The organism is Paraburkholderia fungorum, assembly GCF_046027605.1.
Taxonomy (GTDB): domain Bacteria; phylum Pseudomonadota; class Gammaproteobacteria; order Burkholderiales; family Burkholderiaceae; genus Paraburkholderia; species Paraburkholderia fungorum_F.
Map to the genome: position 1 here is coordinate 250071 of NZ_JAQQEF010000010.1, position 23730 is coordinate 273800.

Below are 23730 nucleotides of genomic sequence, written 5' to 3' on the forward strand. Positions count from 1 at the left end.
ACAGAGCAGCTACAGAGCAGCTACAGAGCAGGTAAAGGGAGGGTGCGGATCATGAACAAGCCAGTTCGTCGTCTCGTATTGAAAAGCGGCGTTGCGCTGCTTGCCGCGCCGCTGGTGGCGCGCTTTGCGCACGCGGCCGAGTACCGGATCAAGATCGGCAGCGACACGCCGCCGGCCTACGCGATGAATGTGCGGGTCAAGGAGGCCTGCGAACGGATCAAGACGCGGACGAACGGGCGCGTTGAAATGAACCTGTTTCCGAATAGCCAGTTGGGCAGCGACATGCTCAATCAGGTGCACAGCGGCTCGCTGGATTTTTTCCTGTCGTCGTCGCAACTGGCGGTGCCGCTCGTGCCTGCCTGCGCATTGCCGGGGCTGGCTTATGGCCTCAAGGACACGCCCGACGCCTTCAAGGCGCTCGACGGCGACGTGGGTGCCTATCTGCGCGGCCAGATGGAAAAGGTCGGCCTGTTCGCCATTCCGGCGATGATGCAAGGCGGCTGGCGGCAGATCATCAGCAACAAGCCCATCAAGTCGCCGGACGACCTGCAAGGCTTCAAGATTCGCGTGCCGATCAGCCCGATGTGGGTATCGCAATTCAAGGCGCTGGGCGCGAGCCCGACGCCCATCAGCATCAACGAGCTCTACACGGCTTTGCAGACGAAGGTGGTGGATGGCGCGGAAAACTACCCCTCGTTGCTCTACGCGATGAAGCTGTACGAGATCCAGAAATACCTGAGCATGACCAACCACATGTGGGACGGTTATTGGATTCTCGGCAATCAGCGCATGTGGGCGGCCATGCCGAAAGATCTGCAGGGCATCGTCACCGAGGAATTCACGCGCTCGGTGCTCGCGCAACGCGACGACATGGTGAAAGTGGACGCGGTCATCCCGGACCAGATGACGAAGGCGGGCATCACGATTATCAATCCCGATCGTCAGCTGTTTCGCAACAAGCTCAAACAGGCGGGCTACTACACGGAATGGCGCGAGAAATTCGGCCCGCAAGCCTGGGCGTTGCTCGAAAAATATAGCGGTCCGCTGGGGTGAACCATGCGTATTGTTCTGACTGAGAACCGGCTCAAGCTGCAGCATCTGTTCGGCTCGCTGGAGCGCGGCCTCGTGCTGTTCACCGAAGGCACCGCGGGCTTGCTGGTGGCCGCGGAAATCGTGCTGCTTCTGATCGGCGTGGTGTCGCGCTACGTGTTTCGTCATTCTCTCGTGTGGTCCGATTCGCTCGCGTCGCTGCTGTTCCTCTGGCTGGCGATGATGGGCGCGGTGATCGCGTTCCAGCGCAACGAACATATGCGCATGGCCGCGTTCGTTCGCGCGGCGCCGCCGGCCTGGCAGGCTTTCTGGCGCGCCCTGGCGTTGATCGCGCCGCTGGCGTTCCTCGTCCTTGTCTGCGGAGCGGCGCTCGACTATGCGATCGACGAAGCCAATCTGACCGACCCGGCGCTCAACATTTCGAATGCCTGGCGAGCGGCGGCGATGCCCACGGGCATCTGCCTGATGATCGCGAGTTCATTGTTTCAGCTCGCCCGGCTGGAGCATTGGCGGCCGGTGCTAGCCGCTATCGCGCTGAGCGGCGCGGTCGGGCTGGGTCTTTATCTGCTGCAACCGGTGCTGCTCGGCATCGGCAGCTGGAATCTGGTGGTTTTCTTCGTCGGCGTGGTGGGGCTGTGCGTGTTTTCGGGCGTGCCGATTGCGTTCTCGTTCAGCCTTGCGTCGTTCGGCTATCTGGCGATTGCCACGCATCTGCCCTTGCTGGTGATGGCGAGCCGGATGGACCAGGGCATGTCGCAAATCGTGCTGCTCGCGGTGCCGCTCTTCGTGATCCTCGGCATGTTGATGGAAATGACCGGCATGGCGAAAGCGCTGGTGGCTTTTCTTGCCAACTTGCTGGGGCATATACCGGGCGGTCTCTCGTACGTGCTCGTCGGCGCGATGTATCTGGTGTCGGGTATCTCCGGCTCGAAGTCGGCGGACATGGCGGCGTTGGCGCCGGTGCTGTACCCGGAGATGAAGGCGCGCGGCACGCAACCCGGTGAATTCGTCGCGTTGCTCTCGGCGACCGCCGCGCAAACCGAAACGATTCCACCGAGCCTCGTGCTGATCATTCTCGGTTCGGTCACCAGCGTGTCGATCGGCGCGCTGTTCACGGGCGGTTTGCTGCCGGGCCTCGTGGTCGGCTTGATGCTGTGCGCGCTGGTGTGGTGGCGGCATCGTCACGTGACGCATGAAGCGGGGCAGGGCGGCGTGCGGCCCACGCCGCGCCAATTGTTGCGCAGTTTCTGGATCGCGCTGCCGGCGCTTGCATTGCCCTTCGTGATTCGCCTCGCCGTGGTCGAAGGCGTGGCGACCGCGACGGAAGTATCGACGATCGGCATTGTCTATACCGTGCTGGCGGGTCTGCTGATTTATCGCCGCTTCGACGTGCGGCGCGTCTGGCCGATCCTGGTGGGAACGGCCGCGCTGTCCGGCGCGATTCTGCTGATCATCGGCGCGGCGACCAGCATGGCGTGGTGCCTGACGCAGTCCGGCTTCTCCGACGATCTCGCCAGTCTCTTCGCGCAATTGCCAGGCGGCAAGGTGACCTTCGTGATTGCGTCGATGGCGCTGTTCATCGTGCTGGGCAGTTTGCTCGAAGGCATTCCCGCGATCGTGCTGTTCGGTCCGCTGTTGTTTCCGATCGCCGAAACGGTCGGCGTGCATCCCGTGCATTACGCGATGATCGCCATTCTCGCGATGGGCATGGGGCTCTTCGCGCCGCCGTTCGGCGTGGGGTATTACACGGCTTGCGCGATCAATCGCATCAATCCGGAAGAGGGGATGAAGCCGATGGTGGCTTATATGCTGGTACTGGGACTGGGCTTGGTTATCGTGGCGGCGGTACCGTGGATTTCGATTGGATTTCTTTAGTATTTCTTGGATGCTCAGCGCGCTAGCGGAATTCTCTGGCCACGCTCTGCAATTTCTCGAAGGCACGATATCGCGCCTCGTGCAGCGCTGCCATGTTGCCGGTGGCCGGCTCGTAGGTTTTGCTGATCCGCGACATGCTGGCCATCGCCGAACGAACGTCGTCGAAACTTCCGCCCGCTACGCCGCCTAGCATCGCGGCACCCAGCAACACAGGCTCTTCCGCCTGCGTGGCGAGCACCGGCTTGCCCGTCGCATCGGCGAGCAGTTGCCGAACAAGATCGAGTTGCCCCGCGCCGCCGCTGATCACCACCCGCTCGATCGGTGCACCGGCCGTCGCCTGCGCTTCGATGATCTGGCGCAGGCCGTAACCGATGCTGCAGATGCCGGCAATGTAGAGGGCGACCAGGCTGTTCAGGTCGTCCTCCATACCGAGACCCGCAATCACGGCTCTTGCGTGAGGGTCGGCGAAGGGGGCGCGGTTTCCCAGGAACTCCGGGACGACATGGAGGCCGTTGGCTAGTGTTGCCGCCGCCGATAGGCTGGCTGTTGGTTGTGCTGCCGGTGCAGGCTGAGTCGCGTGAGCCGCTTGACCCACTTGCACCCCCTGCGCCGCCTGCACAGCGAGGCCCGCGAGCATCACCGGCAGGGACTGGCCTTCGTGCCCGGCGCGGCGCCGGGCGTCGGGCGTGGCCGGGTGCATCGAAAGCAGTCGTTCGATCGCCGCACCCGCTACCGATTGGCCGCCCTCGATGAGCCATGCATCCGGCACCATCGCCGAAAAGTACGGCCCCCACACCCCCGGCACGAAGACCGGGCTGCGGGTCGTGGTCATCGTGCACGATGAGGTGCCGAAGACATAGGCGAGGCAGGACTCGGGTTCGTCGTTGGCGCCCACGGTGCCGATCCCACCGGCATGGGCATCGATCACGCCGGTTGCGACCGGCGTTCCGGCTCGCAGACCGAGCTCCGCCGCGGCGGTGGCCGTCAGTCCGCTTCCTGACGGCGTTCCTGGGTCGACCACGGTCTGGCCGATGCGCGCGAAGGCCTCGTCCGCCAGCACGCCGAGGCCGATGCTCCGGAAGTAACTCTCGTCCCAGCGCCGTTCATGCGCCAGGTAGGTCCATTTGCAGGTGACCGTGCAGGTGGATCGGGACAGATCGCCGGTCGCGCGCCAGGTCAGAAAGTCGGTCAGATCGAAGAACTGCCATGCCGCCGCGAAGACGTTCGGCCTGTTTTCGAGGAGCCACAGCAGCTTCGGCGTTTCCATTTCCGGCGAGATCTTGCCGCCGACAAACTTCAGCACCTCGTGGCCCGCGGCGTTGATGCGTTCCGCCTGCTCCACGGCGCGGTGGTCCATCCACACGATGATGTCGCGCTCCGCTTGCTCGGAGGGCCCCACGGGCAACGGCTGACCCCCTTCGCCCAGCACGACGAGCGAGCAGGTTGCATCGAAGCCGATGCCGTCGATCTGATCGGGCGACACCGTGGCCTGCGACAGCGCGTCTTGCACGGCATGGCAGACGGCGCTCCAGATCTCAGCGCTCGACTGCTCGACGATGGAGCCGCTCGCGTGGAACAGCGTGATGTCATGTTTCGCCGAGGCCACCATGCGGCCGGCAAGGTCGAAAATGCCGGCCCGGGCGCTGCCCGTGCCGACGTCCACGCCGATGACATAGCGCAGATCGCGCGTGCTGGGTGTTGCGCCGGAGGTCGGGTTTGCTGAGGTCATAGATCGACGTTGTTTGGAAGAATCACGAGATCGCGGATGGTCACGTTGCGCGGCCGCGTCAGCATGAAGAGCACTGCATCGGCGACTTCCTGGGCTTGCATCAGGCTGCCCGAGGCGAGTGCTTCGTCCATCTTCGCCTTCGGCCAGTCGTCGAGGAGCGCAGTGACGACCGGGCCCGGACACACCGCGCCGACCCGCACGCCATGCTTGGCGAGCTGGCGCCGTGTCGTGTGGACGAAAGCTTGCACTGCGAACTTGGAAGCGGTGTAGATCGGCTCCCACACGACCGGGACGATGCCCGCGATGGAACTCGTAAAGATGATGTCGCCCGATTGTTGCGCGACCATGTGTGGCAGCACCGTGTGGACCGAACGGAACGCGGCATTGACGTTCAGGTTGAGGACGCGGTCCCAGTCGTCCGGATTGCCGTCCACCACCTCGCCGCCGACGTAGGCGCCGGCATTGGCATGGAAGATGTCGAGGCCGCCGGCAACGCCGAGGATGCGTGGCAGCATCGCGGATACCTCTGTCGGCTGCAACAGGTCCACGACTAGCGGCAGCGCGTTCGGTCCTAGTTCTGCGCACAGTTGCTCGAGCTTGTCCTGCGCGCGATCGATCAGAACGACTTTTGCGCCTTCCTCGATCAGCGTGCGTGCGCACGCGAGGCCGATACCCGATGCCGCCCCTGTGATGGCGGCAACTTTTCCCTTGATGGATTCACTCATTGACTGCTCTCCTGTCGACCAGAGTTAGCGCTTCAGCGCTTACTCGGGTCCCATGCAACGCGGTCGACCAGAGTTAGCGCTTCAGCGCTTACTCGGGTCCCATGCAACGCGGTCGACCAGAGTTAGCGCTTCAGCGCTTACTTGGTCCCATGCAATTTTCTGCGGTCGACCAGAGTCAGCGCTTCAGCGCCGACTCCGATCTCACGTAATCTGCTTGCCGTCCTGATCCAACTACGCCCGACCATGCGAAACACGCGACTGCCGGGCGAGCGAGTCGACGATCACCGCGATCGCCAGCACCGCCCCAGTGATCATGAACCGCAGCGACGACGACAAGTTCAGCAGCGTCAGCCCACTAGCAATCGACTGAATCACGATGATGCCCAGCACCGCCGAATACGCGCTGCCGCGCCCCCCGAACAGACTGGTGCCCCCAATCACGGCCGCGGCAATCGCATTCAGGTTCACGTCGCCGGTACCGGCCTGCTGACTGGCCGAGGCGAGCCGCGCTGCGGTCAGCACGCCGCCGAGCGCGGCGAGGCTGGCGCACAACACGAACGCGCTGGTGTAGATCGCGCTCACATTGATCCCGGCCCGCCGCGCCGCCTCGTGATTGCCGCCGACCGCGTGCATCGACCGGCCCCAGCGCGTTCTCTTGAGTGCGTAGTCCATTGCAACCGCGAGGCCGAGGAAGATGCCGAACATCAGCGGCACGCCGCGTCCCCGATTAAGGTAAGCCACCACCACTTCCAACAGGATGGTGATGGCCAGTGCCCGCACGACAAGACTGCCCACCGAGGGCGCCGAGAGATTCGACGCGCGGCGGCGTTCACGCGTGCGCAACCCGATCACCAGCATCACGACACCCGGTACCAGCGCGAGGAGATACGCGACGACGGCGGGGATGATGATGAGTTGTCCGAGGTTCACCATCGCCGAGTCGTACGGCAGATTGATCGACCCGGTCGCGCCGAGCACATACAGCTGCATCCCGAGGATCGCGAGCAACCCGGCCAGTGTGGCGACGAAGCTCGGCATGCCGAGCCGGTTGAGCAGAAACGCGTAGATAGCACCGACCACCGCGCCGACGACGAGCGCCGTGACGATCGCCAGCAACACCGGCCAGCCGTGATTGACCCACAGCATGCCCAGCAGCGCGGAAGCAAAGCCGCTCATCGAACCCACCGACAGATCGATCTGCCCCACCATCAGCACGCAGACGATACCCAGCGAGATCACGCCGACCGTCGAACAGTCGAACAGCAGATTCACCAGATTGTCTGCCGAGAGGAACACCGGATTGAGACTGGTGAACACGGTCCAGATGATGACGAGGCCCGCGACGACCGGCAGCGATCCCAGATCGCCCGAGCGCACCCGTTCGACGAAGGCGGCCACGGTGCCGCTCACTCCAGTGGCGTGCTTGACGCGGCTATCGCTGCGGTCGAGCAGTGTGGACGGCTGCGGCGCGCCTTGCGCTTCAGGCTGCGGGGCACCTTGAATGTCGTTGCTCATGATGGTTCCCTGGTCGAGGTGCCCTGTTCGGCCTGTTCCGCCTGGCGTCGGCCGGCGCGGCGCGACACGGCGTTTTCGGTGGCGCCGGTGATCGCGGCCACCAGTTCCTGATTCGAGGAGTCCGGATAGAAGACGCCGTTGTTGCGGCCCAGGCGCAGCACCACGATCCGGTCCGCCACGGCGCGAACGTCCTCCATGTTGTGGCTGATCATGATCACCGCGTGACCGCGATCGCGTACCCGCTCGATCAGGTTCAGCACCTCGGCGGTCTGGGCCACGCCGAGGGCCGCGGTCGGCTCGTCGAGCATGATCAGCTTCGGGTCCAGCAGCAGCGAGCGCGCGATCGCCACGGTCTGGCGTTGTCCGCCCGATAGCGAGGCGACCACGTCGCGCACACTCGGAATGCGGGCGGACAATTCGTTCAGCAGCGTCCAGGCCTTCACTTCCATCGCGACCTCGTCGAGGCGCGCCGGATTCAGCTCACGCCCGAGGTAGATGTTCGCGACGACGTCGAGGTTTTCGCACAGCGCGAGGTCCTGGAACACCGTGGCGATGCCGAGATCGAGCGCTGCGCCCGGATTGGACAGCGTGACTTCCTTACCGCCGAAGGTGATGGTGCCGGCGCTGGGTTGGTGGACGCCGGCGAGAACCTTCACCAGGGTCGATTTGCCGGCGCCGTTGTCGCCCACGAGCGCGACGACCTCGCCGGCGTGCACGTCGAGCTCGATGTCGGTCAGGGCCGACACGGCCCCGAAGTGCTTCGAGACGCCGCGCAGGCTCAGTACCAGTTCGCCACGTCTGGACCGTGTTGTGGAGTTGTCAGTCATGGGACGGATACCTCATCGAGAGTAGAGAGACCCGGCATGCGCCGGGTCCGTCCGGGATTTCGCGGCGCGCTCGCACCGCATTGCGTCACATTTGGGCCGGCTTAGTACGTGATGCCCAGCTTCTTGCATCCTTCGGCATAGCGATCGGTACACAGCTCCTTGCCGCTCGCGAAGCCCTTGTCGACAACCTCGGCCTTGAGGTTCTTCGCCGTGATGACCGCCGGTTTGAAGAGTTGCGCCGGCGTGTTGAAGAGCGTTGTTTCACCCTTCGGGGTCTGGCCGGACAGGAAGCCGACGGCCACCTTCGCCGCTGCGGCGGCGACGATCTCGCTCGGCTTCAGAATCGTGTTGTACTCGTCACCGGCGATGATCAGCTGCAAGCCCGCGGTCGTCGCGTCGTTGCCGGTCACGGGCGGCACCGGATTGACGCCGGCTGCCTTGAACGCCGCGACGGCGCCGCCGCCCGTGCCGTCGTTAGCGGCCACAACACCGACAATCTGCGAGCCGAAGCGCGTGATCTGCCCGCTGACCCACTGCTGCGCCTTCGGCGGCGCCCAGTCGGGGGTGTCGTACTCGGCCAGCGTCTTGTAGCCGCTGCCCTGCAGTCCGGCGTGGATACCCTTCTTGATCAGTCCCGCTGCCGCGTCGGTCGGCGAACCATTCACTTCGAGCACGCCGCCCTTGCTGGTCGGCACGTTGGTTTCTTTCAGGTGCTGAACGAGCGATTGCGCGATTGCCTTGCCGATGCCTTCGTTGTCGAACGACACGTAGTAGTTGGCCGGCGTGGAGGGTACGGGCCGGTCATACGCGATCACCTTGATGCCCTGGTTCTGCGCCATGTGGACCAGCGACGCGGCGGCCGTCGAATCGACCGGGTCGAGGACGATCACCTTGGCGCCTTGCGCGATCACCGAATTGAACTGCTGCTGCTGCGTCGAGACGTCGGCATTGGCGTTCTGGTAGAGCACCTTGCAGTCGGGACAGAGCTTGCCCATTTCGGCTTTGAAGCCGGGGAAGTCGTGCTGTTCGTAGCGAGTCGACGCCTGGTCAGGCATCAGAAAAGCGACCGTGCCGCTGGGCGCGGCCCATGCCGCGGTGCTGATCAACAGGCTCAGCGCGCTGGCGCCCATGAGGTGGTTCGAACGTCTGGTCATCGAATGTCTCCATTTTTAGAAAAATTCCGGCGCGAGTGCTGCCGAGGTTGAGCCGCTGGTGAGGCTTCTTGTTGAAATTCGTGAGTGGTTCGTTGTTTGACGCGTAGTGTCCGGATCACGCTTTGCGGCATTCCTCGACGCCCTGCGCTAGCCCGACGCTTCCGGAGCACGCGCGGCGTCAGGCGGTTCAGTGGCGCTCGCCGCATTGAGCTGTTGATAGGCGCGCCATCGCGAAGGCGACATGTCCTTCAAGGCAAGGAACTGGCGATTAAAATTCGAGAGGTTATTAAAGCCGACCCGATAGCAGATATCGGTGATGTTCAATTCACCCGACATCAGCAATTGACACGCGAGATTGATGCGCAGCCGGTTCACGTACTGCACGAACGGCACGCCGGTGTGCCGGCGGAAATATCGCGAGAAGGCACTCACGCTTTGTCCCACGAGTTCGGCCAACTCCGTTTCGCGCAACTCCTGCGACAGGTTCTTGCCAATATAAGCCAGCACGTGATTGATGCGCGTCTCGGCATAGCGCGCCGGGTCCGCGCAATACGCGGCGCTGGCCAGCTTCACCGGCGCGACGCTTTGCACCAGCAAATCGAGCAACGCAAGAAACAACGTGATACGCCGCATGCCTTTCGCGCCCAGCATCTCGCGCATGATCGGTTCGGCGGCCACACCCGTTTCGGATGCGAACAGCACACCCCAGCGCGATGCATCGAGTAACGACTCGACGCGCCTGAACTCCGGGAAAACCTTGATCGCGTGCGTGACGAATGCGGCATCGAATTGCACAATCAGACAGCGTTCATCCACATGCTCACCATGCGGCACATTGCTGACCCAGTTGTGCGGCAGATTCGAGCCCACCATCACGAGATTGCCAGGCGTGAAATTGCCGATGTAATCGCCGACGAAGTATTTGCCCGTCGTCGACGTAATCAGCTGAATTTCGTATTCGGGATGGAAGTGCCAGCGCACCGTGCGATAGGGATACCCGTGCGACCAGACCTTGAAGGACTCGTCGCGCGGCACGGCGACCAGTTCCAGATCCGGCTGGGCGATGTTGGCGTGGCGCGCATCGATACGCGCCGTGGCAGCCAGCGTCGTGGGCATCTGTCTTCCTCCTGAGCCTGTTCGGCTTTCTGGCGGTTCGCAGCGTCCATATTGCGCCTCGCCATGGGAGAAAGTTAGTCTTGTCGCGGCTACCCCGCCACTGAAAATAAGACCGCGAACTAATACTTTATTGCATTCGGGTAAGTCCGTAGGGTATCAGGAGTCAATTTTTGTGCAGTGCGGGGGCTGGGCTTCGCGAGCGGAATGGATGCGTGACGAGAAGCGCCGCGGCGCTTCTCGAACTCACCTCGCACTCACCATGGCAGCGAGTAAGTCTTCGTATTGGTAAAGCTCTTCATGGCCTCCTGCACACCTTCCTTGTAGCCGAGTCCCGAGTCCTTCACGCCGCCGAACGGCGTGAGTTCGAGCCGGTACCCCGGCACTTCGCGCACATTCACGCTGCCCACTTCCAGTTCGGTGATGAACCGCGTGATGTAATCGAAGCGGTTCGTGCAGACCGACGACGACAATGCATAGTCCGTGCAGTTAGACATGCGGATCGCTTCGTCGATGTTCGCAAAGCGCATGATCGGCGACACCGGTCCGAACGTTTCGTACTTGACGAGCGGCATGTCGGGCGTGACACGGTCGACAACCGTCGGCGAGTAAAGCGCGCCGTCGCGAACGTTGCCCACCAGCAGACGGGCGCCGCGCGACAACGCGTCGTCGACCTGGCGTTCGCAGAACTGCGCGGCCGCTTCGTCGATGAGGGTTCCCATGTCGACTGAACTGTCCGCCGGATTGCCGTATTTCCATGCGCGTGTTTTCTCGACGACGAGTTCGGTGAAGCGGTCGGCGACCGCTTCGTGCACCAGCATGCGCTTGATGGCTGTGCAACGCTGGCCCGAATTCTTGTACGAGCCCGACACGGCGAGTGAACTGGCTTCGTCGAGATCGGCATCTTCCATCACGATGATCGGATCGTTGCCGCCGAGTTCGAGCACGGCGCGCCGATAGCCCATTCGCGAAGCGATCGATTTACCGATCGAGACGCCGCCGGTAAATGTGATGAGATCGATGGCAGGGTTCGTGATCAACTCGTCGGCAATTACACGCGGGTCGCCCGTCAACACTTGCAGCATCTGCACCGGCAAGCCCGCCTCATAGAGAATGTCGGCCAGCAGATAGCATGACAACGGCACCTTCTCCGACGGCTTCACGACGATGCGATTGTTCGTTGCAATCGACGGCACGATCTTGTGCGCGACCTGATTCATCGGATGGTTGAACGGCGTAATCGCGGAGATCACGCCCAGCAGCGGATCGCGTTGCGTATAGACGCGCCGTTTCTTGCCGTGAGGTGTGAGGTCACACGAGAAAATCTGGCCATCGTCTTTCAGAACCTCGCCGGCGCCGAACACCAGCACATCCGCGACGCGGCCGGCTTCATAGATCGAATCCTTCTTGCACAGACCGGCTTCGGCCGTGATGAGGGCGGCGATCTCTTCCGTGCGTGCTCGCACGGCATCGGCGGCGCGCCGCAGAATCGCAGCGCGCTCATAACGGGTCAGCGCCGGACGATACGCGCGCGCGAATTCGAACGCGCGGCGCACGTCCTCGAGTGTCGCTTTCGGCACCGTGCCGACGAGCGAGCCATCATAAGGGTTGCGGACTTCGATTACTTCATCGCGAAAGATTTTTTCACCGCCAATGCGCAGCGCTTCGTGACGCACCTGCCATTGAGCCTTCAATTCAGCCACAGCGTTCATTTCCGTTTCCCCGATCATTGAAGGTGGTTGAGTGCGATATCGATGATGTCGAAGTTGCGCAGCCGTGCCCGCTCGCCGACCGACTTCGCGACCGGCTGGTTGAACAGGAGCGGCACGATTTGCTCGGCAAGGCCGCCGTGCGAGCGCAACGGCACGTCGAGGCCGGACAGATCGTGTCTGATGCGCCGCGTGCCGAGCACCACATCGCGCGTTGAGATCACGATCAGGTCGCCCATGCGCGCGGGCGGCAGTTCGAAGCGCGCACAGCCTTCCGCGCCCGTCAGCACCAGTTCGATGCCGGGCTCCGCCGCGAGCCGTCGGCGCATGGCTTCGAGGTCGGCCGAAGCGGGTAGGTAGACCGTCGCGAACGAGCCCAGCGCGCCGTGATGCACGACATAGGGATCGGTGATCGGCAGGATCACGCGGGCAGCGCCCTCGCCGAGCCACTCGTCGAACCGCTCCTGCAGATAGATCACGTTGGGCTCGCCGTCTTCGTTGTGCTTCGCATTCATCCCGTGATCGGCGGTGACCGCGACGATCGCGCCCAACTCGTCGAGCCGCTGCAGATAGCCGTCCATCATTTGATAAAACGCGTTGGCGCCGGCGGTGCCGGGGGCGCACTTGTGCTGCACGTAGTCGGTCGTCGAGAGGTACATCAGGTCGATGTCGCGGGTTTCGAGCAGCCGCACGCCGGCCGCGAACACGAACTCCGACAGCTCCGCGCTATAGACGCTCGGCACCGGTTTGCCGACCAGTTCGAGCAGATTGTCGATGCCGTTCTCCTCGAGCGTCGCTTCGTCGGCTTTTTCCGCCGAAAAGCACACGCCTTTCAGACCTTTGCCGAGTAGCCGGCGCAGTTTGTCCTTGGCCGTGACCACCGCGACGTTCGCACCCTGTTCGGCGAAACCGGCGAGCACAGTGGGGGCGACCAGGTACTTCGGGTCGTTCATCAGCACCTCGGCGCCGCTGTCGCGATCGAAGAAATAGTTGCCGCTAATGCCATGCACAGCAGGCGGCACGCCCGTCACGATCGACAGGTTGTTCGGGTTCGTGAAGCTCGGCACCACGCATTCGCCCTTGAGCGACGTACCGGGACGCAGCAGCTTGCCCAGAAAGGGCGCGACCCCCGCCGCCGCCGCCATCTCCAGATATTCATACGCGCAGCCGTCCACGCAGACCACGACCACGGGTCTGCGCATCCAGTTGTAGCTGCGACCGTTCACTTCGATGGAAACCGGTGTTTCGCTCATGACATGTCCTCTGGGCTAGGGGTAAGTCGGGGTTGAGGGTGAGGCGTTATGTGGCAAAGTGTGGCAATACTTGACATTAAAATTGATGCTTTGTAGATTGTCAACAACAGACAACAAGATCAAATCGTCAAACACAGGTCGTCAGGAGGGTTGCAACACGCTGTGGTCCCGTAGCACCGGTCGTTTTCGTCGCTGGCCGCGACGCCACTTTCTCAAGGGGTCTGGAAATGAAGGAAAAGCAGGGGTTAAAAGCTGGCAGAGGTCGTCTGAACGTGGCGCTGCGTTGTCTGGTGGCTGCCGCCGTCACGCTCGGCGCCGTCCAGTTCGCGCACGCGAAAACGCAGTTGCTCGTCTATACGGCGCTCGAAGACGAAGCGATGAAGCCGTATAAAGACGCGTTCGAAAAGGCCAATCCGGACATTGAAATCCGCTGGGTGCGGGATTCGACGGGCGCGGTCACTGCCAAGCTGCTCGCCGAAAAGAACAATCCGCGGGCCGACGTGGTGCTCGGGCTCGCGGCATCCAGCCTGACGCTGCTCGATCTGCAGGGCATGCTGATGCCCTACGCGCCGAAGGGCTTCGACAGCCTGACGCGCAAGTACAGCGACGCGAACACGCCGCCGCACTGGGTCGGCATGGACGTGTGGGGCGCGACGGTTTGCTACAACCGCGTCGAAGCAGAGAAGCGCCACCTGCCTAAGCCGACGTCATGGGAAGACCTGACCAAGCCTGTCTATAAAGGCATGATCGTGATGCCGAGTCCGGTCTCGTCTGGCACGGGCTATCTGGATGTGACCTCGTGGTTGCAAACGTTCGGCCGCGACAAGGGGTGGACGTATATGGACGCGCTCGACCAGAACGTCGCGCAATACGTGCATTCGGGTTCCAAGCCCTGCACGCTGGCGGGCACCGGCGAATTTCCGATTGGTATTTCGTTCGAATTCCGTGGACACGAGTTGCAGGCGCAAGGCGCCCCCATCGACCTGATCTTCCCGAAGGAAGGGTTGGGCTGGGACATGGAAGCGACCGGCATCATGAAGACGACCAGGCAGCCGGAGGCGGCCAAAAAGCTCGCGGACTTCATGGCTAGCAAACAGGCCAATGAAATCACCGCGCAATGGTGGGCGATCGTTGCGTACCCCGGTGTCGCGAAGAAACTGTCGGGCATCCCCGATAACTATCCGGAACTGCTCGTGAAGAACGATTTCACATGGTCCGCAAAGAACCGCGAGACGATTCTCGACGACTGGCAAAAGCGCTACGGCAACAAGGAGCAGAAGTAAGAGCGGCTTCGGCCAGATCTTGACGAGCGCGGGGGCGCGCGCTGCGTGGCCCCCAACGGTGCGGTGACGCAGCGGCGGTGCGTCGCTGCCATGCGGGCAAGGAAGCGGAGGAGCAGATGACAGCGTATTTGAGCGTGCAGCGGGTCTATAAGCGGTTCAACGACACGCCGGTTCTGGAGGACATCAATCTTGGCGTGAAGAAAGGCGAGATGCTTTGCTTTCTCGGGCCGTCGGGATGTGGCAAGACCACTTTGTTGCGCATCATTGCCGGGCTGGAAACACAGAGCGCCGGCCAGATCACGCAGGATGGCCGCGATATTTCGCGGCTGCCGCCTCAGCTTCGCGATTACGGCATCGTGTTTCAGTCGTACGCGCTGTTTCCGAATCTGACCATCTTCGACAACGTGGCCTACGGTCTCGTGAATCGCAAGATGAAGCGCGCGGCGATTGCCGACCGCGTGAATGAACTGCTCGCCCTGGTAGGCTTGCCGGACGCGCAGCGCAAGCATCCGAACCAGTTGTCGGGTGGCCAGCAGCAACGTATCGCGCTGGCCCGTGCGCTTGCCACTTCGCCGGGGCTGCTTCTGCTCGACGAGCCGCTCTCGGCGCTGGATGCGCGTGTGCGTGTGCGGCTGCGCCAGGAAATCCGCCAGTTGCAGCAGCGGCTCGGCGTGACCACGATCATGGTGACGCACGACCAGGAAGAAGCGCTTTCGATGGCCGATCGGATCGTGGTGATGAATCAAGGCGTGATCGAACAGATCGGCACGCCGCACGAAATCTATCGCGAGCCGGCGTCGCCGTTCGTTGCCGATTTCATCGGCAAGGTCAATCTGATTCCGGCGGAGGTGACGCACGACGGCAATCTCAAGGCGGGCTCCATCGCATTGCGCTACGGGTGTGGCGCGGAGCACGCGGCCCTGGGCTCGAAAGTGTCGGCGTTCGTGCGCCCGGAAGATATTCACCTCAGCGCGCCGGGCAGCGAGGCGGACAACCTGTTGCCCGCTTCCGTCGAGAAACTGGAATTCCTCGGTGCGTTCTGCCGGGTCAGCTTCAAGGTGGATGGGCTCGGCGAGCAGGAGGTCGTCGCCGATCTGTCGTTTCATGAAATGCATCGCACCCGCCTTGAGCCGGGGTCGCGCTTCAATCTGGCCATCAACCGCGAAAACGTGTGCGTCTTTTCAGCCGCAAAGGAGCGTCTGCAATGAGCGCCGTTCTGATCGAGCGCCGTAGCGGCGAGGAAGCTCACGCCGAGGTGCGCCAGAAGAGCCATTGGCATGACCGGATCGCGCAGTTGGCGCTCGTGCTGATGTCCGCGTTTCTCGGCGTGTTTTTGCTGTTGCCACTTGCTTTGGTGATCGGCAAATGTTTCGTGGATGCGGATGGTCACTTCGTCGGGCTTGCCAACTTCACGGGCTATCTGGTGGATTCAGGCGTGTGGACCTCGACCCTGCATTCGGTCACGGTTGCCTGTCTCGTGACGGCGATCGTGATTCCGATGGCTTTTACGTTCGCGTACGCGTTGACCCGTTCATGTATGCCGATGAAAAACGCCGTGCGCACCGTCGCGCTGCTGCCGCTGCTCGCGCCGACGCTGCTGTCCGCGGTGTCGTTCATCTACTGGTTCGGCAACTCCGGTATTCTGAAACCCTGGCTTCACGGGCATTCGATCTATGGGCTGCCCGGCATTGTATGCAGTCTCGTCTACGCCGCATTTCCGCATGTGCTGATGATTCTCGTGACGGCGCTGTCGCTCTCCGATGGACGCTTATACGAAGCGGCAGAAGCGATGGGCACACGCCGCGCGCGCAAGTTTTTCACGATCACCCTGCCGGGCGCGAAGTACGGTCTGATCAGCGCGACGATGGTGTCGTTTACGATCTGCATCAACGACTTCGGTGTGCCGGTGGTGATCGGCGGACCTTATTCGGTGCTCTCCACCGATATTTATAAGCTGATCATCGGCTTGCAGGACTTCAACCGGAGTGCGGTGGTCAGCTTGCTGCTGCTCTGTCCGGCGCTGGTTGCATTCGCCGTCGACTTTTTTATTCGGCGCAAGCAGCAATCGCAACTCGGCGCGCGTTCGACGCCTTATCAACCGAAGCCCGCGCGTGGCTTCGACATGGCGATGCTCGGGTACTGCGCAATGGTCTGCCTGTTGCTGCTGGCTGTTGTCGGCATCTCGGTGTTCGCTTCGTTCGTGAAGTTCTGGCCGTATCAGATGAGTCTCGGCTTACAGCACTACAAGATGGGACTGATCGGCGCCGGGATTTTCGACGCGTACAAGAACAGTCTGAAAATGGCCGCGTGCGTGGCGATCGGCGGCACCGTCATCGTGTTCGGCGGTGCGTATCTCGTCGAAAAGACGCGTGGGCCGCGCTGGTTGCGCGGCTTTATCAATCTGTGCGCAATCCTGCCGATGGGTGTGCCGGGTCTCGTGCTCGGCATCAGCTATATCTTTCTGTTCAACTCGCCCGCCAACCCTTTGAACGGCCTTTACGGCACGCTCGCGCTGCTCGCGATCGTCACGGTGGTGCACTACTACTCGTCAAGCCATCTCACCGCGGTTACCGCCCTTCGTCAGATCGACAACGAATTCGAAGCGGTCTCGGCTTCGCTGAAAGTGCCTTTCTACAAGACGTTTTTGCGCGTCACGGTGCCTGTGTGCCTGCCCTCGATCCTGCAGATCGCGCGCTATCTGTTCGTCAACGGCATGACGACGGTGTCGGCGGTCGCGTTTCTCTATTCACCCGATACGCAGCCGGCCTCCGTCGCCATTCTCAATCTCGACGACGCGGGACAGATTGGACCGGCCGCGGCGATGGCCACCCTCGTGCTCGTCACGGCGGCGTTCGCCTGCGTGCTGTTTGCCTGCGTGTCCCATGGCGTATTGCGCAAAACCCAGGCATGGCGCACGTCGCGCCGTGGCTGAATCAAGTTCTTCGTCAAGATCTATAAGGAGCTACTGTGAACCTGCCCTCCCAGCCCATTCTGCTCACACCCGGTCCGCTCACGACCTCCGAGCGCACGCGTCAGGCGATGCTGCGCGACTGGGGATCGTGGGACGGCGACTTCAATCAGATCACCGCCCGTGTCCGCCAGCAGACGCTGCGCATCGTGCATGGCGAAGGCACGCATGAGTGCGTGCCGTTGCAGGGCAGCGGCACGTTTTCGGTCGAAGCTGCGCTCGGCACGCTCGTGCCCCGCGATGGACATGTACTCGTGCCGAATAACGGCGCGTATTGCCAGCGGATCGCGAAGATTTGCAGGGCGCTCGGCCGTCGTCATCAGACGCTCGACTATCCGGAAGACAGGCAGGTCAAAGCGGCCGACGTCGAGCGCGTGCTGGCCGCCGATCCGAGCATCACGCACGTCGCGCTCGTGCATTGCGAAACCGGTGCCGGGGTGCTCAATCCGCTGCATGAAATTGCCACGGTTGTCGCGAAGCATGGACGCAGTCTGATCATCGACGCGATGAGTTCATTCGGCGCAATCGATATCGACGCCCGCGAAACGCCATTCGACGCCGTCGTGGCCGCCTCCGGGAAATGCCTTGAAGGCGTGCCGGGCATGGGCTTCGTGATCATCCGCCGCAGCACGCTGGAACAGTGCGAGGGCAACAGCCCTTCGCTTGCGATGGATCTGTACGATCAGTGGGTCTACATGAACCGCACGACGCAGTGGCGCTTCACGCCGCCCACGCACGTCGTCGCGGCACTCGATCAGGCGATCGCGCAATACGTGGAAGAGGGCGGTCTCGAAGCGCGCGGCGCACGCTATGAAAGCAATTGCCGGGCACTGATCGAAGGCATGGCCGCCCTCGGTTTTCGAACCTTTCTCGACCCGGCGATCCAGGCGCCGATCATCGTCACGTTCCATGCCCCCGAGGACCCCAACTACGACTTCAAGACGTTCTATCAGGAAGTCAAAAAGCGTGGCTACATCCTGTATCCAGGCAAGCTGACCCAACTGGAAACGTTCCGTGTCGGCTGTATGGGCCACTTCGGCGAATCCGGCATTCCCGGCGCGCTCGCCGCGATTGCCGACACGTTGAAGGCAATGAGGATCACGCGGGTATCGGCGGGAGCATTGGCCTGAGTTGGACTGATCCTGTTCACGCGCGAAGGCTTCTTTCCGTTGGAGCGGGGAGAGGTCTTTCCTGTTTGCCGTGTTGAGTTAAACCGTTCTATTAGTGAGGGCCATTCATGCGTCCGTTCTGGATTGAACAAGCACTCTTTGCCGATGGTTCACTGGCACCCGCACTGCAAGGCGCGGCGACGGCCGATGTCTGCATTGTCGGTGGCGGTTTCACCGGATTGTGGACCGCCATTCAGGCAAAACAGAAGAAACCGGATCTCGACATCGTGATCATCGAGAGCGACCTGTGCGGCGCGGGCGCAAGCGGCCGCAACGGCGGTTGCCTGCTGACGTGGTCGACCAGGTTCTTCACACTGCGGCGCCTGTTTGGCGAGGCCGAAGCAATCCGGCTGGTGAAAGCATCCGAAGCTGCGGTGGGGCGGATTCGCGACTTCTGCGTCGAGCACGCTGTCGATGCCGAGCTTCGGCTCGACGGCACGCTCTACACCGCGACCTCGCGCGCGCAAATCGGCCTGCTCGACCCGGTGATTGCCGCACTGAGTGAGCATGGCATCAATTCGTATCAACATCTCGCACCGGACGAAGTGGCACGCCGTTCCGGTTCGGCGCGCAATCTTGGCGGCGTGTACTCGCCGGTTGCGGCAACGGTTCATCCAGGCAAGCTCGTGCGCGGGTTGCGGCGTGTCGCGATTGAAATGGGGATTCGAATTTACGAACGCACGCCGATGCTCGACTTCACTCCCGGCGAGCGCGTGAGCGTGCGCACGCCGGCCGGCACCGTCACGGCACCCAGGTTGGTGCTGGCGATCAATGCGTGGATGGCGAGCCGTTTCAAGCAGTTCGAGCGTACGCTTGCCGTCGTCTCGAGCGACATGATCGTCACCGAGAAATGCCCGGAACTGCTGCAACAGATCGGCTTGAAAGATGGCGTATCGGTGCTCGATTCACGCATCTTCGTCTACTACTATCGCAGCACGGCGGACGGCCGGCTGATGCTCGGCAAGGGCGGCAATACCTTCGCCTGGCGCGGCCGGATCGCGCCGGTGTTCGATCAGCGCTCGCCGTATGAAGCCGATCTGACGCGCGGCCTGCACGAGTTCTTCCCGGCGTTGCGCGACGTGCCGGTGACGGCGAGCTGGAACGGTCCGTCGGATCGCTCGGTCACGGGCTTTCCTTTTTTCGGCAGGCTCGACGACGCGCCGAACGTGCTCTATGGATTTGGTTATTCCGGAAACGGTGTTGGACCGACCTATATGGGCGGCCAGATCCTGTCTTCACTGCTGCTCGGACTGGACAACGAATGGACCCGCAGTCCATTGACGAATGGACCGTTGGGCTATTTCCCGCCTGAACCGATCCGGTTCGTGGGCTCGATTACCGTGCGCGACGCGATTCGGCGCAAGGAGCGCGCGGAAGACGAAGACAGGCAGCCGTGGCTGGTCGACCGGTTGCTCAGCAAGCTCGCCAATGCTGCCGGGAAGTCGGATAAAGCGTAGTGTGACGGGCGGCCCGGGGCCCTCGGCGCGGGTCACTGGGCAACGGGGCGCGTGCCCGACTCTGAGGCTCTATTTCAGTTGTTGTCGGTATTGCTTGTGGACGCGGCCCAGTGCTCGTGGGCGTGCCGCATTCTCGCGAGGCCGTGAGCGAGGTGTTCGCGCACGAGTGTGACAGCGCGCTCCGCATCGCCCTTGGCGAGCGCATTGACGATCTTCTCGTGTTCCGTGACCGACGTCGCCAGAGCGCTCTTTTCCGATTCGATTGCGGCCTGGCGGAGCAAGCCAAGCTGGCGAACGAGATGCCGATAGGTTTCGATCAGATGCTGATTGCCGACGCCCGCCACCATTGCATCGTGCAACTGGACGTTCAATGCCGTGTAGCGCGTGAGGTCGTGATCTTTCTTCGCGGCTTTCATCGCCGTGATGATGCCTTTGAGCGTGGCAAGTGTTTCGGGCGACATCCGGGCGGCGAGTGCGCGGGCGACCGACTCGTCCAGCATGGCACGGACTTCATAAATTTCCTCGGCCTCGCGTAGCGATAGCGCGCGCACCGTGACGCCGCGGTTTTTCTCCGTCTTGAGCAAGCCGGCTTGTTCCAATGCGCGGAATGCCTCGCGCAATGGTCCACGCGACACATTCAAGCGTGTGGCGACCTCAACTTCGTTCAATTTCTCGCCTGGGGCGAATTCTCCTGAGACGATGCTGTGCTCGAGCGTTTCCTGGACCAGCGTGGCGAGGGAATGCCGTTGCAGCAATTCGATGGCGCTAGACGTGCTTGGCGTGGTCATGATCGGCGATTGGACAGAGGATGGGATAACGGACGTCGGCTTCTTTGAACATAGCGCGGCAGCTTGTTTATTGTCAACAATCGTCAACTCTGTGGCGTCGAAAGTAGCACGCGCCGTGCGCGTTCCGTTTCGCGCCGGTGTGGCCGTCGTATAACGCAACAGGTTATTTGCAGGCGCGGCATGGCGCGCCTGCGGAGTTCAGACCGGGGCCGTCAGTTGCCTAGTCCGCCTCAGTCGGTGCCGCGCACGATTCGCAGATCGCGCTCGACGCCGTCGCCGAGAGCCTCGAGCGCTTTCTTGTAGGCGTCGCTATCGTATGCGGCAACGGCCTGTTCGTAAGTGGGGAATTCGATCACGACAGTGCGTTCCTTCAAGCCCTGCTCGCGAACCTCCTCGGCTGCTCCGCGCACGAGGAATTTGCCGCCGGCGGCTGCCACGGCAGCTGGTGCCAGCTGTGCGTAAGCGGCGAGTTTCGCCGGGTCTTTAGTTGCGCGGTATGCGGTTACCCAATATCCCTTGCTCATGTGAATCTCCTTGTTTGCGGCGTGAACGGAGTGGTTGCGTTGCAAGCAACGTCGAGGGAATTATGTCATCGATCGGACTTGCGCATTGACCGACGAAACGGCCGTCTTGTGCGTGGCCCGGTCATGAGGCCGCGAGCCAGCGCGCCGATCGTTCTATCGACGTACGGCGGTTATCGCGGGATATTCGCGGGCGCTAGGTCTGACTCGCCATGTGCACCTGAAGCATGGCGGGGAGGCTGCCGCCGAGCTCGGACATGCCGAACAGCAGCAACGCGCCGCAAAGCAACAGAAGCAACGGATTGATTCGAGTGCTGAGCAGCACCGCCACGGAAACGAGGGCAATCGCTATGGCCGGTAGGCCGCCGTCGAGCGACTTCAGCAGAACCCAGCCGGCAGCGAGGATCATGCCGGACGCCACGGGACGCAAACCGCGTTCGAGCGCCAGTTGCCACGCCGCACCCTGATAACGTGTCCAGATGTGCGTCACACCGTAGATCAGAATGCCGGTTGGGCCGAGCAACGCCAGCGTTGCCACGACAGCGCCCCAGAAACCCGCGATCTGCCAGCCGATCAAGGTGGCCAGCAGCGAGCCGGGGCCGGGCGCCATGCGCGAAATGGCAAAGTCGACGCCGAACTGGGCGTGGGTCAGCCACCCATGCACGTCCACGACCTGCCGTTGAATATCGGCAATGATGGCCTGGCCACCTCCGATGGTCACGAGCGAGAGCGGCGCGAAGATCCCCGCAAGCTGAAGAAGAATGCGATTCGACATGGCTAGGCTTTGCGCAGTTTGAGGTATTCGAACAGCACGCTCAGGCCGCCTGCGCCTATCACGACCCACACCAGCGGCAGCCGCAATATGCCGACCGCGACGAAGGTGCCCGCGAGAAAAAGCAGAGGCAGGAGTCTGCGCGGCACGCGGCGCGCGGTGGTTACACCCATTGACAGCGACAGGCCGGTAGCCGCGGCGGCGGCCCCTGCAAGCAGAACGTGAGCAAGTGGGAACTGCATCAAACGGCTGAGAACCGTGCCGAGAATGATGATGAAAATGGCGGGCGGGATAATGATGCCGGCCACCGCCAATAGCGCGCCGCGCCAGCCGAGCAGCCGGTGGCCGATCCAGATCGCCATGTTTTTGACGTTGATGCCCGGCAGGGCCTGCGAAATGGCGAGGCCGTTCAGAAAGTCTTCTTCGCTGATCCAGTCGCGATCCTGGACGAATTCGCGCAATAGCCACCCGCTCAGCCCGCCGCCGAAGCTGGTGAGCCCAATACGGCTGAATATGAAGAATAGCCCGGAGAGGGTGGGCGGTGGACTCGTGTTAGCAAGTTGTTTGGACATCGAATCTTCTAGTCAGATTGACGTATGGCGGGCGAAATGGTTGCCCCTGACGAGCGGGTCGGCTCATGTGTGGCTGGAAAATTATAACAACCGGAGGTTTGCTTCCGGACGCCGATTGCGGCTAGCGTGTCAGGCACTTTCTGTCGGACCTGGTCTTCTGGTGGCATGAAAAGAGCAAACCGCAAAGGCTACCCGACTGATGTGTCCGACGAAGAATGGGGCTTCGCGGCACCCTGTCTGACGCTAATGGACGTCAGCGCGCCGCAGCGCCCTGGCGGATGCTACCCAATGACTTTCCGCTGTGGGAGCTGGTGTACCAGCAGACCCCTGCCGTGAAATCGTTATAGCGTGTTTGTATTTCGTTATTTATGCCGATACGGCTAATTCGCTCAGTGCAGCAATGCCGCAGTGGATTTCTTTGTTGCACGGCCGGGCAGACATAATCAAATTAACCGAAATATATAGGTTAATGTTGTGCGCTTCTATCGTGTGAGTTTCATCGAGGTATCTCGGGCGATGGATTATCGCCAGCTCGCAAATATTGTGTCAATGATTGGTGTGGTAAAAAATTGTCTTTGATTGTCAATTTGTGTCTTTGGAAACTATTTTATGCTGCCATCTAAAGATATCTTGAGATGGTCTATTGCATTGATTTTAATAAAGATTGGCGATTCAGCAAGGTTGCCGTTATGACCGGGTTCGTCGTGGAATGATTGCTCTAAATATTTTATCTCATTAAAAATGCAGGGTGATCAAGATTAATATATATCTGCTTTAATGGGCGACCGGTTGTTCTTCGTGCTATTAAACATGTAATTTCCGATCCAACTCCATCGCCATCAGTTAATCGAATGCGAATAATCAGCCTGTTTGGATGCCGTATCCGGCGCAAGCGTGTATTGAGTCGACAAAGGAGTCGACAAAGTTGAAAGCAGCTGACTCGAGGGCTCCTGTCCGGTCGCGTGTCGGGGAATTGCTCAATGAGCGAATGGTCGATGACGGCTACGCAACGATGCACGGAGTTCAGGCGGATCTGGGCGGCGGTGGTGCGGTGTTCGGCCTGATTGGGCTGGGTCCATAACAGAGTTCCGGCAAGGCACGTTCACCCCGGAATTCTTCCCGTTTTCCGGCTAAGGCGTGCGCCCGGGTAGCACGGCCTGACTTTTTTCATCAAGGAATCCCCGCTTCATGATAGTGACGTTTCCGCTCGAAGACGATCCGTATTACAGCGCTCCCCCAGCGCAGTCCTT

The 23730-nt window shown here is 61.8% G+C and carries 19 protein-coding genes and 1 pseudogene; 8 read left to right on the top strand and 12 right to left on the bottom strand.

Annotated features, from left to right (window positions below; all coding sequences use genetic code 11):
• The first annotated feature begins 51 nt into the window (after positions 1-51).
• Positions 52-1053 carry a TRAP transporter substrate-binding protein gene (locus tag PQR53_RS19030; protein ID WP_408456871.1) on the top strand — a complete coding sequence of 334 codons (1002 nt, stop codon included), beginning with the start codon at positions 52-54 and terminating at the stop codon, positions 1051-1053.
• A 3-nt stretch (positions 1054-1056) separates the two neighbouring features.
• Positions 1057-2925, top strand: coding sequence for a TRAP transporter large permease (locus PQR53_RS19035; protein WP_408456874.1), 1869 nt, complete (start codon positions 1057-1059; stop codon positions 2923-2925).
• Between the two features lie 22 nt (positions 2926-2947).
• Here the strand turns inward: PQR53_RS19035 and PQR53_RS19040 are convergent, their stop codons facing one another.
• The 8 genes from PQR53_RS19040 to phnA form a co-directional block, all read right to left on the bottom strand.
• Positions 2948-4654: an FGGY-family carbohydrate kinase gene (locus PQR53_RS19040; RefSeq protein WP_408456877.1), complete on the bottom strand. Its 1707-nt coding sequence runs from the start codon at positions 4652-4654 to the stop codon at positions 2948-2950.
• The gene (locus PQR53_RS19045) at positions 4651-5379 is read right to left on the bottom strand and encodes an SDR family oxidoreductase (protein ID WP_408456880.1); all 729 of its coding nucleotides are present in this window, start codon (positions 5377-5379) and stop codon (positions 4651-4653) included. The genes PQR53_RS19040 and PQR53_RS19045 overlap by 4 nt, the downstream gene beginning before the upstream one ends.
• A gap of 231 nt (positions 5380-5610) precedes the next feature.
• Positions 5611-6894, bottom strand: a complete 1284-nt coding sequence (locus PQR53_RS19050) for a sugar ABC transporter permease (RefSeq protein WP_408456883.1) — start codon at positions 6892-6894, stop codon at positions 5611-5613.
• Positions 6891-7721, bottom strand: coding sequence for an ATP-binding cassette domain-containing protein (locus PQR53_RS19055; RefSeq protein WP_323044500.1), 831 nt, complete (start codon positions 7719-7721; stop codon positions 6891-6893). Before PQR53_RS19055 ends, PQR53_RS19050 begins: the two co-directional genes overlap by 4 nt.
• Before the next feature lie 101 nt (positions 7722-7822).
• Positions 7823-8875, bottom strand: a complete 1053-nt coding sequence (locus tag PQR53_RS19060; RefSeq protein ID WP_408456887.1) for an ABC transporter substrate-binding protein — start codon at positions 8873-8875, stop codon at positions 7823-7825.
• Between the two features lie 147 nt (positions 8876-9022).
• Entirely contained in the window at positions 9023-9991 is a 969-nt protein-coding gene (locus tag PQR53_RS19065) for an AraC family transcriptional regulator (RefSeq protein WP_408456889.1), read from the bottom strand.
• A gap of 254 nt (positions 9992-10245) precedes the next feature.
• Positions 10246-11700, bottom strand: a complete 1455-nt coding sequence (gene phnY, locus PQR53_RS19070; protein WP_408456892.1) for a phosphonoacetaldehyde dehydrogenase — start codon at positions 11698-11700, stop codon at positions 10246-10248.
• 14 nt (positions 11701-11714) lie between these two features.
• Positions 11715-12950 carry a phosphonoacetate hydrolase gene (gene phnA, locus PQR53_RS19075; RefSeq protein WP_408456895.1) on the bottom strand — a complete coding sequence of 412 codons (1236 nt, stop codon included), beginning with the start codon at positions 12948-12950 and terminating at the stop codon, positions 11715-11717.
• A 227-nt stretch (positions 12951-13177) separates the two neighbouring features.
• Between phnA and PQR53_RS19080 the strand changes: the two genes are divergently transcribed.
• The 5 genes from PQR53_RS19080 (at position 13178) to PQR53_RS19100 (ending at position 19827) form a co-directional block, all read left to right on the top strand.
• Positions 13178-14233: a putative 2-aminoethylphosphonate ABC transporter substrate-binding protein gene (locus PQR53_RS19080; protein WP_408456898.1), complete on the top strand. Its 1056-nt coding sequence runs from the start codon at positions 13178-13180 to the stop codon at positions 14231-14233.
• Between the two features lie 116 nt (positions 14234-14349).
• Complete coding sequence (locus PQR53_RS19085; protein ID WP_408456901.1) at positions 14350-15441, top strand: putative 2-aminoethylphosphonate ABC transporter ATP-binding protein; 1092 nt, start codon at positions 14350-14352, stop codon at positions 15439-15441.
• Complete coding sequence (locus tag PQR53_RS19090) at positions 15438-17165, top strand: putative 2-aminoethylphosphonate ABC transporter permease subunit (protein WP_408456904.1); 1728 nt, start codon at positions 15438-15440, stop codon at positions 17163-17165. The genes PQR53_RS19085 and PQR53_RS19090 overlap by 4 nt, the downstream gene beginning before the upstream one ends.
• 35 nt (positions 17166-17200) lie before the next feature.
• Positions 17201-18331, top strand: coding sequence for a 2-aminoethylphosphonate--pyruvate transaminase (locus tag PQR53_RS19095; RefSeq protein WP_408456907.1), 1131 nt, complete (start codon positions 17201-17203; stop codon positions 18329-18331).
• 107 nt (positions 18332-18438) lie between these two features.
• Positions 18439-19827, top strand: coding sequence for an FAD-dependent oxidoreductase (locus tag PQR53_RS19100; RefSeq protein ID WP_408456910.1), 1389 nt, complete (start codon positions 18439-18441; stop codon positions 19825-19827).
• 74 nt (positions 19828-19901) lie between these two features.
• Here the strand turns inward: PQR53_RS19100 and PQR53_RS19105 are convergent, their stop codons facing one another.
• The 4 genes from PQR53_RS19105 to PQR53_RS19120 all read right to left on the bottom strand — a co-directional run bounded on the left by PQR53_RS19105 (position 19902) and on the right by PQR53_RS19120 (position 22480).
• Positions 19902-20615: a phosphonate utilization associated transcriptional regulator gene (locus tag PQR53_RS19105; RefSeq protein ID WP_408456913.1), complete on the bottom strand. Its 714-nt coding sequence runs from the start codon at positions 20613-20615 to the stop codon at positions 19902-19904.
• Positions 20616-20845: 230 nt separating this feature from the next.
• Entirely contained in the window at positions 20846-21139 is a 294-nt protein-coding gene (locus PQR53_RS19110; protein ID WP_408456916.1) for a DUF1330 domain-containing protein, read from the bottom strand.
• Between the two features lie 193 nt (positions 21140-21332).
• Positions 21333-21911: a chromate transporter gene (locus tag PQR53_RS19115; RefSeq protein WP_408456919.1), complete on the bottom strand. Its 579-nt coding sequence runs from the start codon at positions 21909-21911 to the stop codon at positions 21333-21335.
• Between the two features lie 2 nt (positions 21912-21913).
• Positions 21914-22480, bottom strand: a complete 567-nt coding sequence (locus PQR53_RS19120) for a chromate transporter (protein WP_408456922.1) — start codon at positions 22478-22480, stop codon at positions 21914-21916.
• Between the two features lie 165 nt (positions 22481-22645).
• Here PQR53_RS19120 and PQR53_RS19125 point away from each other — a divergent pair.
• Positions 22646-22803, top strand: a pseudogene (locus tag PQR53_RS19125) (transposase); the annotation flags it as partial.
• Between the last annotated feature and the right edge of the window lie 927 nt (positions 22804-23730).

Coding starts and splice junctions, on each gene's coding strand:
- PQR53_RS19030 (WP_408456871.1), top strand. CDS start 52: ATGAACAAGCCAGTTCGTCGTCTCGTATTGAAAAGCGGCGTTGCGCTG.
- PQR53_RS19035 (WP_408456874.1), top strand. CDS start 1,057: ATGCGTATTGTTCTGACTGAGAACCGGCTCAAGCTGCAGCATCTGTTC.
- PQR53_RS19040 (WP_408456877.1), bottom strand. CDS start 4,654: ATGACCTCAGCAAACCCGACCTCCGGCGCAACACCCAGCACGCGCGAT.
- PQR53_RS19045 (WP_408456880.1), bottom strand. CDS start 5,379: ATGAGTGAATCCATCAAGGGAAAAGTTGCCGCCATCACAGGGGCGGCA.
- PQR53_RS19050 (WP_408456883.1), bottom strand. CDS start 6,894: ATGAGCAACGACATTCAAGGTGCCCCGCAGCCTGAAGCGCAAGGCGCG.
- PQR53_RS19055 (WP_323044500.1), bottom strand. CDS start 7,721: ATGACTGACAACTCCACAACACGGTCCAGACGTGGCGAACTGGTACTG.
- PQR53_RS19060 (WP_408456887.1), bottom strand. CDS start 8,875: ATGACCAGACGTTCGAACCACCTCATGGGCGCCAGCGCGCTGAGCCTG.
- PQR53_RS19065 (WP_408456889.1), bottom strand. CDS start 9,991: ATGCCCACGACGCTGGCTGCCACGGCGCGTATCGATGCGCGCCACGCC.
- phnY (WP_408456892.1), bottom strand. CDS start 11,700: ATGAACGCTGTGGCTGAATTGAAGGCTCAATGGCAGGTGCGTCACGAA.
- phnA (WP_408456895.1), bottom strand. CDS start 12,950: ATGAGCGAAACACCGGTTTCCATCGAAGTGAACGGTCGCAGCTACAAC.
- PQR53_RS19080 (WP_408456898.1), top strand. CDS start 13,178: ATGAAGGAAAAGCAGGGGTTAAAAGCTGGCAGAGGTCGTCTGAACGTG.
- PQR53_RS19085 (WP_408456901.1), top strand. CDS start 14,350: ATGACAGCGTATTTGAGCGTGCAGCGGGTCTATAAGCGGTTCAACGAC.
- PQR53_RS19090 (WP_408456904.1), top strand. CDS start 15,438: ATGAGCGCCGTTCTGATCGAGCGCCGTAGCGGCGAGGAAGCTCACGCC.
- PQR53_RS19100 (WP_408456910.1), top strand. CDS start 18,439: ATGCGTCCGTTCTGGATTGAACAAGCACTCTTTGCCGATGGTTCACTG.
- PQR53_RS19105 (WP_408456913.1), bottom strand. CDS start 20,615: ATGACCACGCCAAGCACGTCTAGCGCCATCGAATTGCTGCAACGGCAT.
- PQR53_RS19110 (WP_408456916.1), bottom strand. CDS start 21,139: ATGAGCAAGGGATATTGGGTAACCGCATACCGCGCAACTAAAGACCCG.
- PQR53_RS19115 (WP_408456919.1), bottom strand. CDS start 21,911: ATGTCGAATCGCATTCTTCTTCAGCTTGCGGGGATCTTCGCGCCGCTC.
- PQR53_RS19120 (WP_408456922.1), bottom strand. CDS start 22,480: ATGTCCAAACAACTTGCTAACACGAGTCCACCGCCCACCCTCTCCGGG.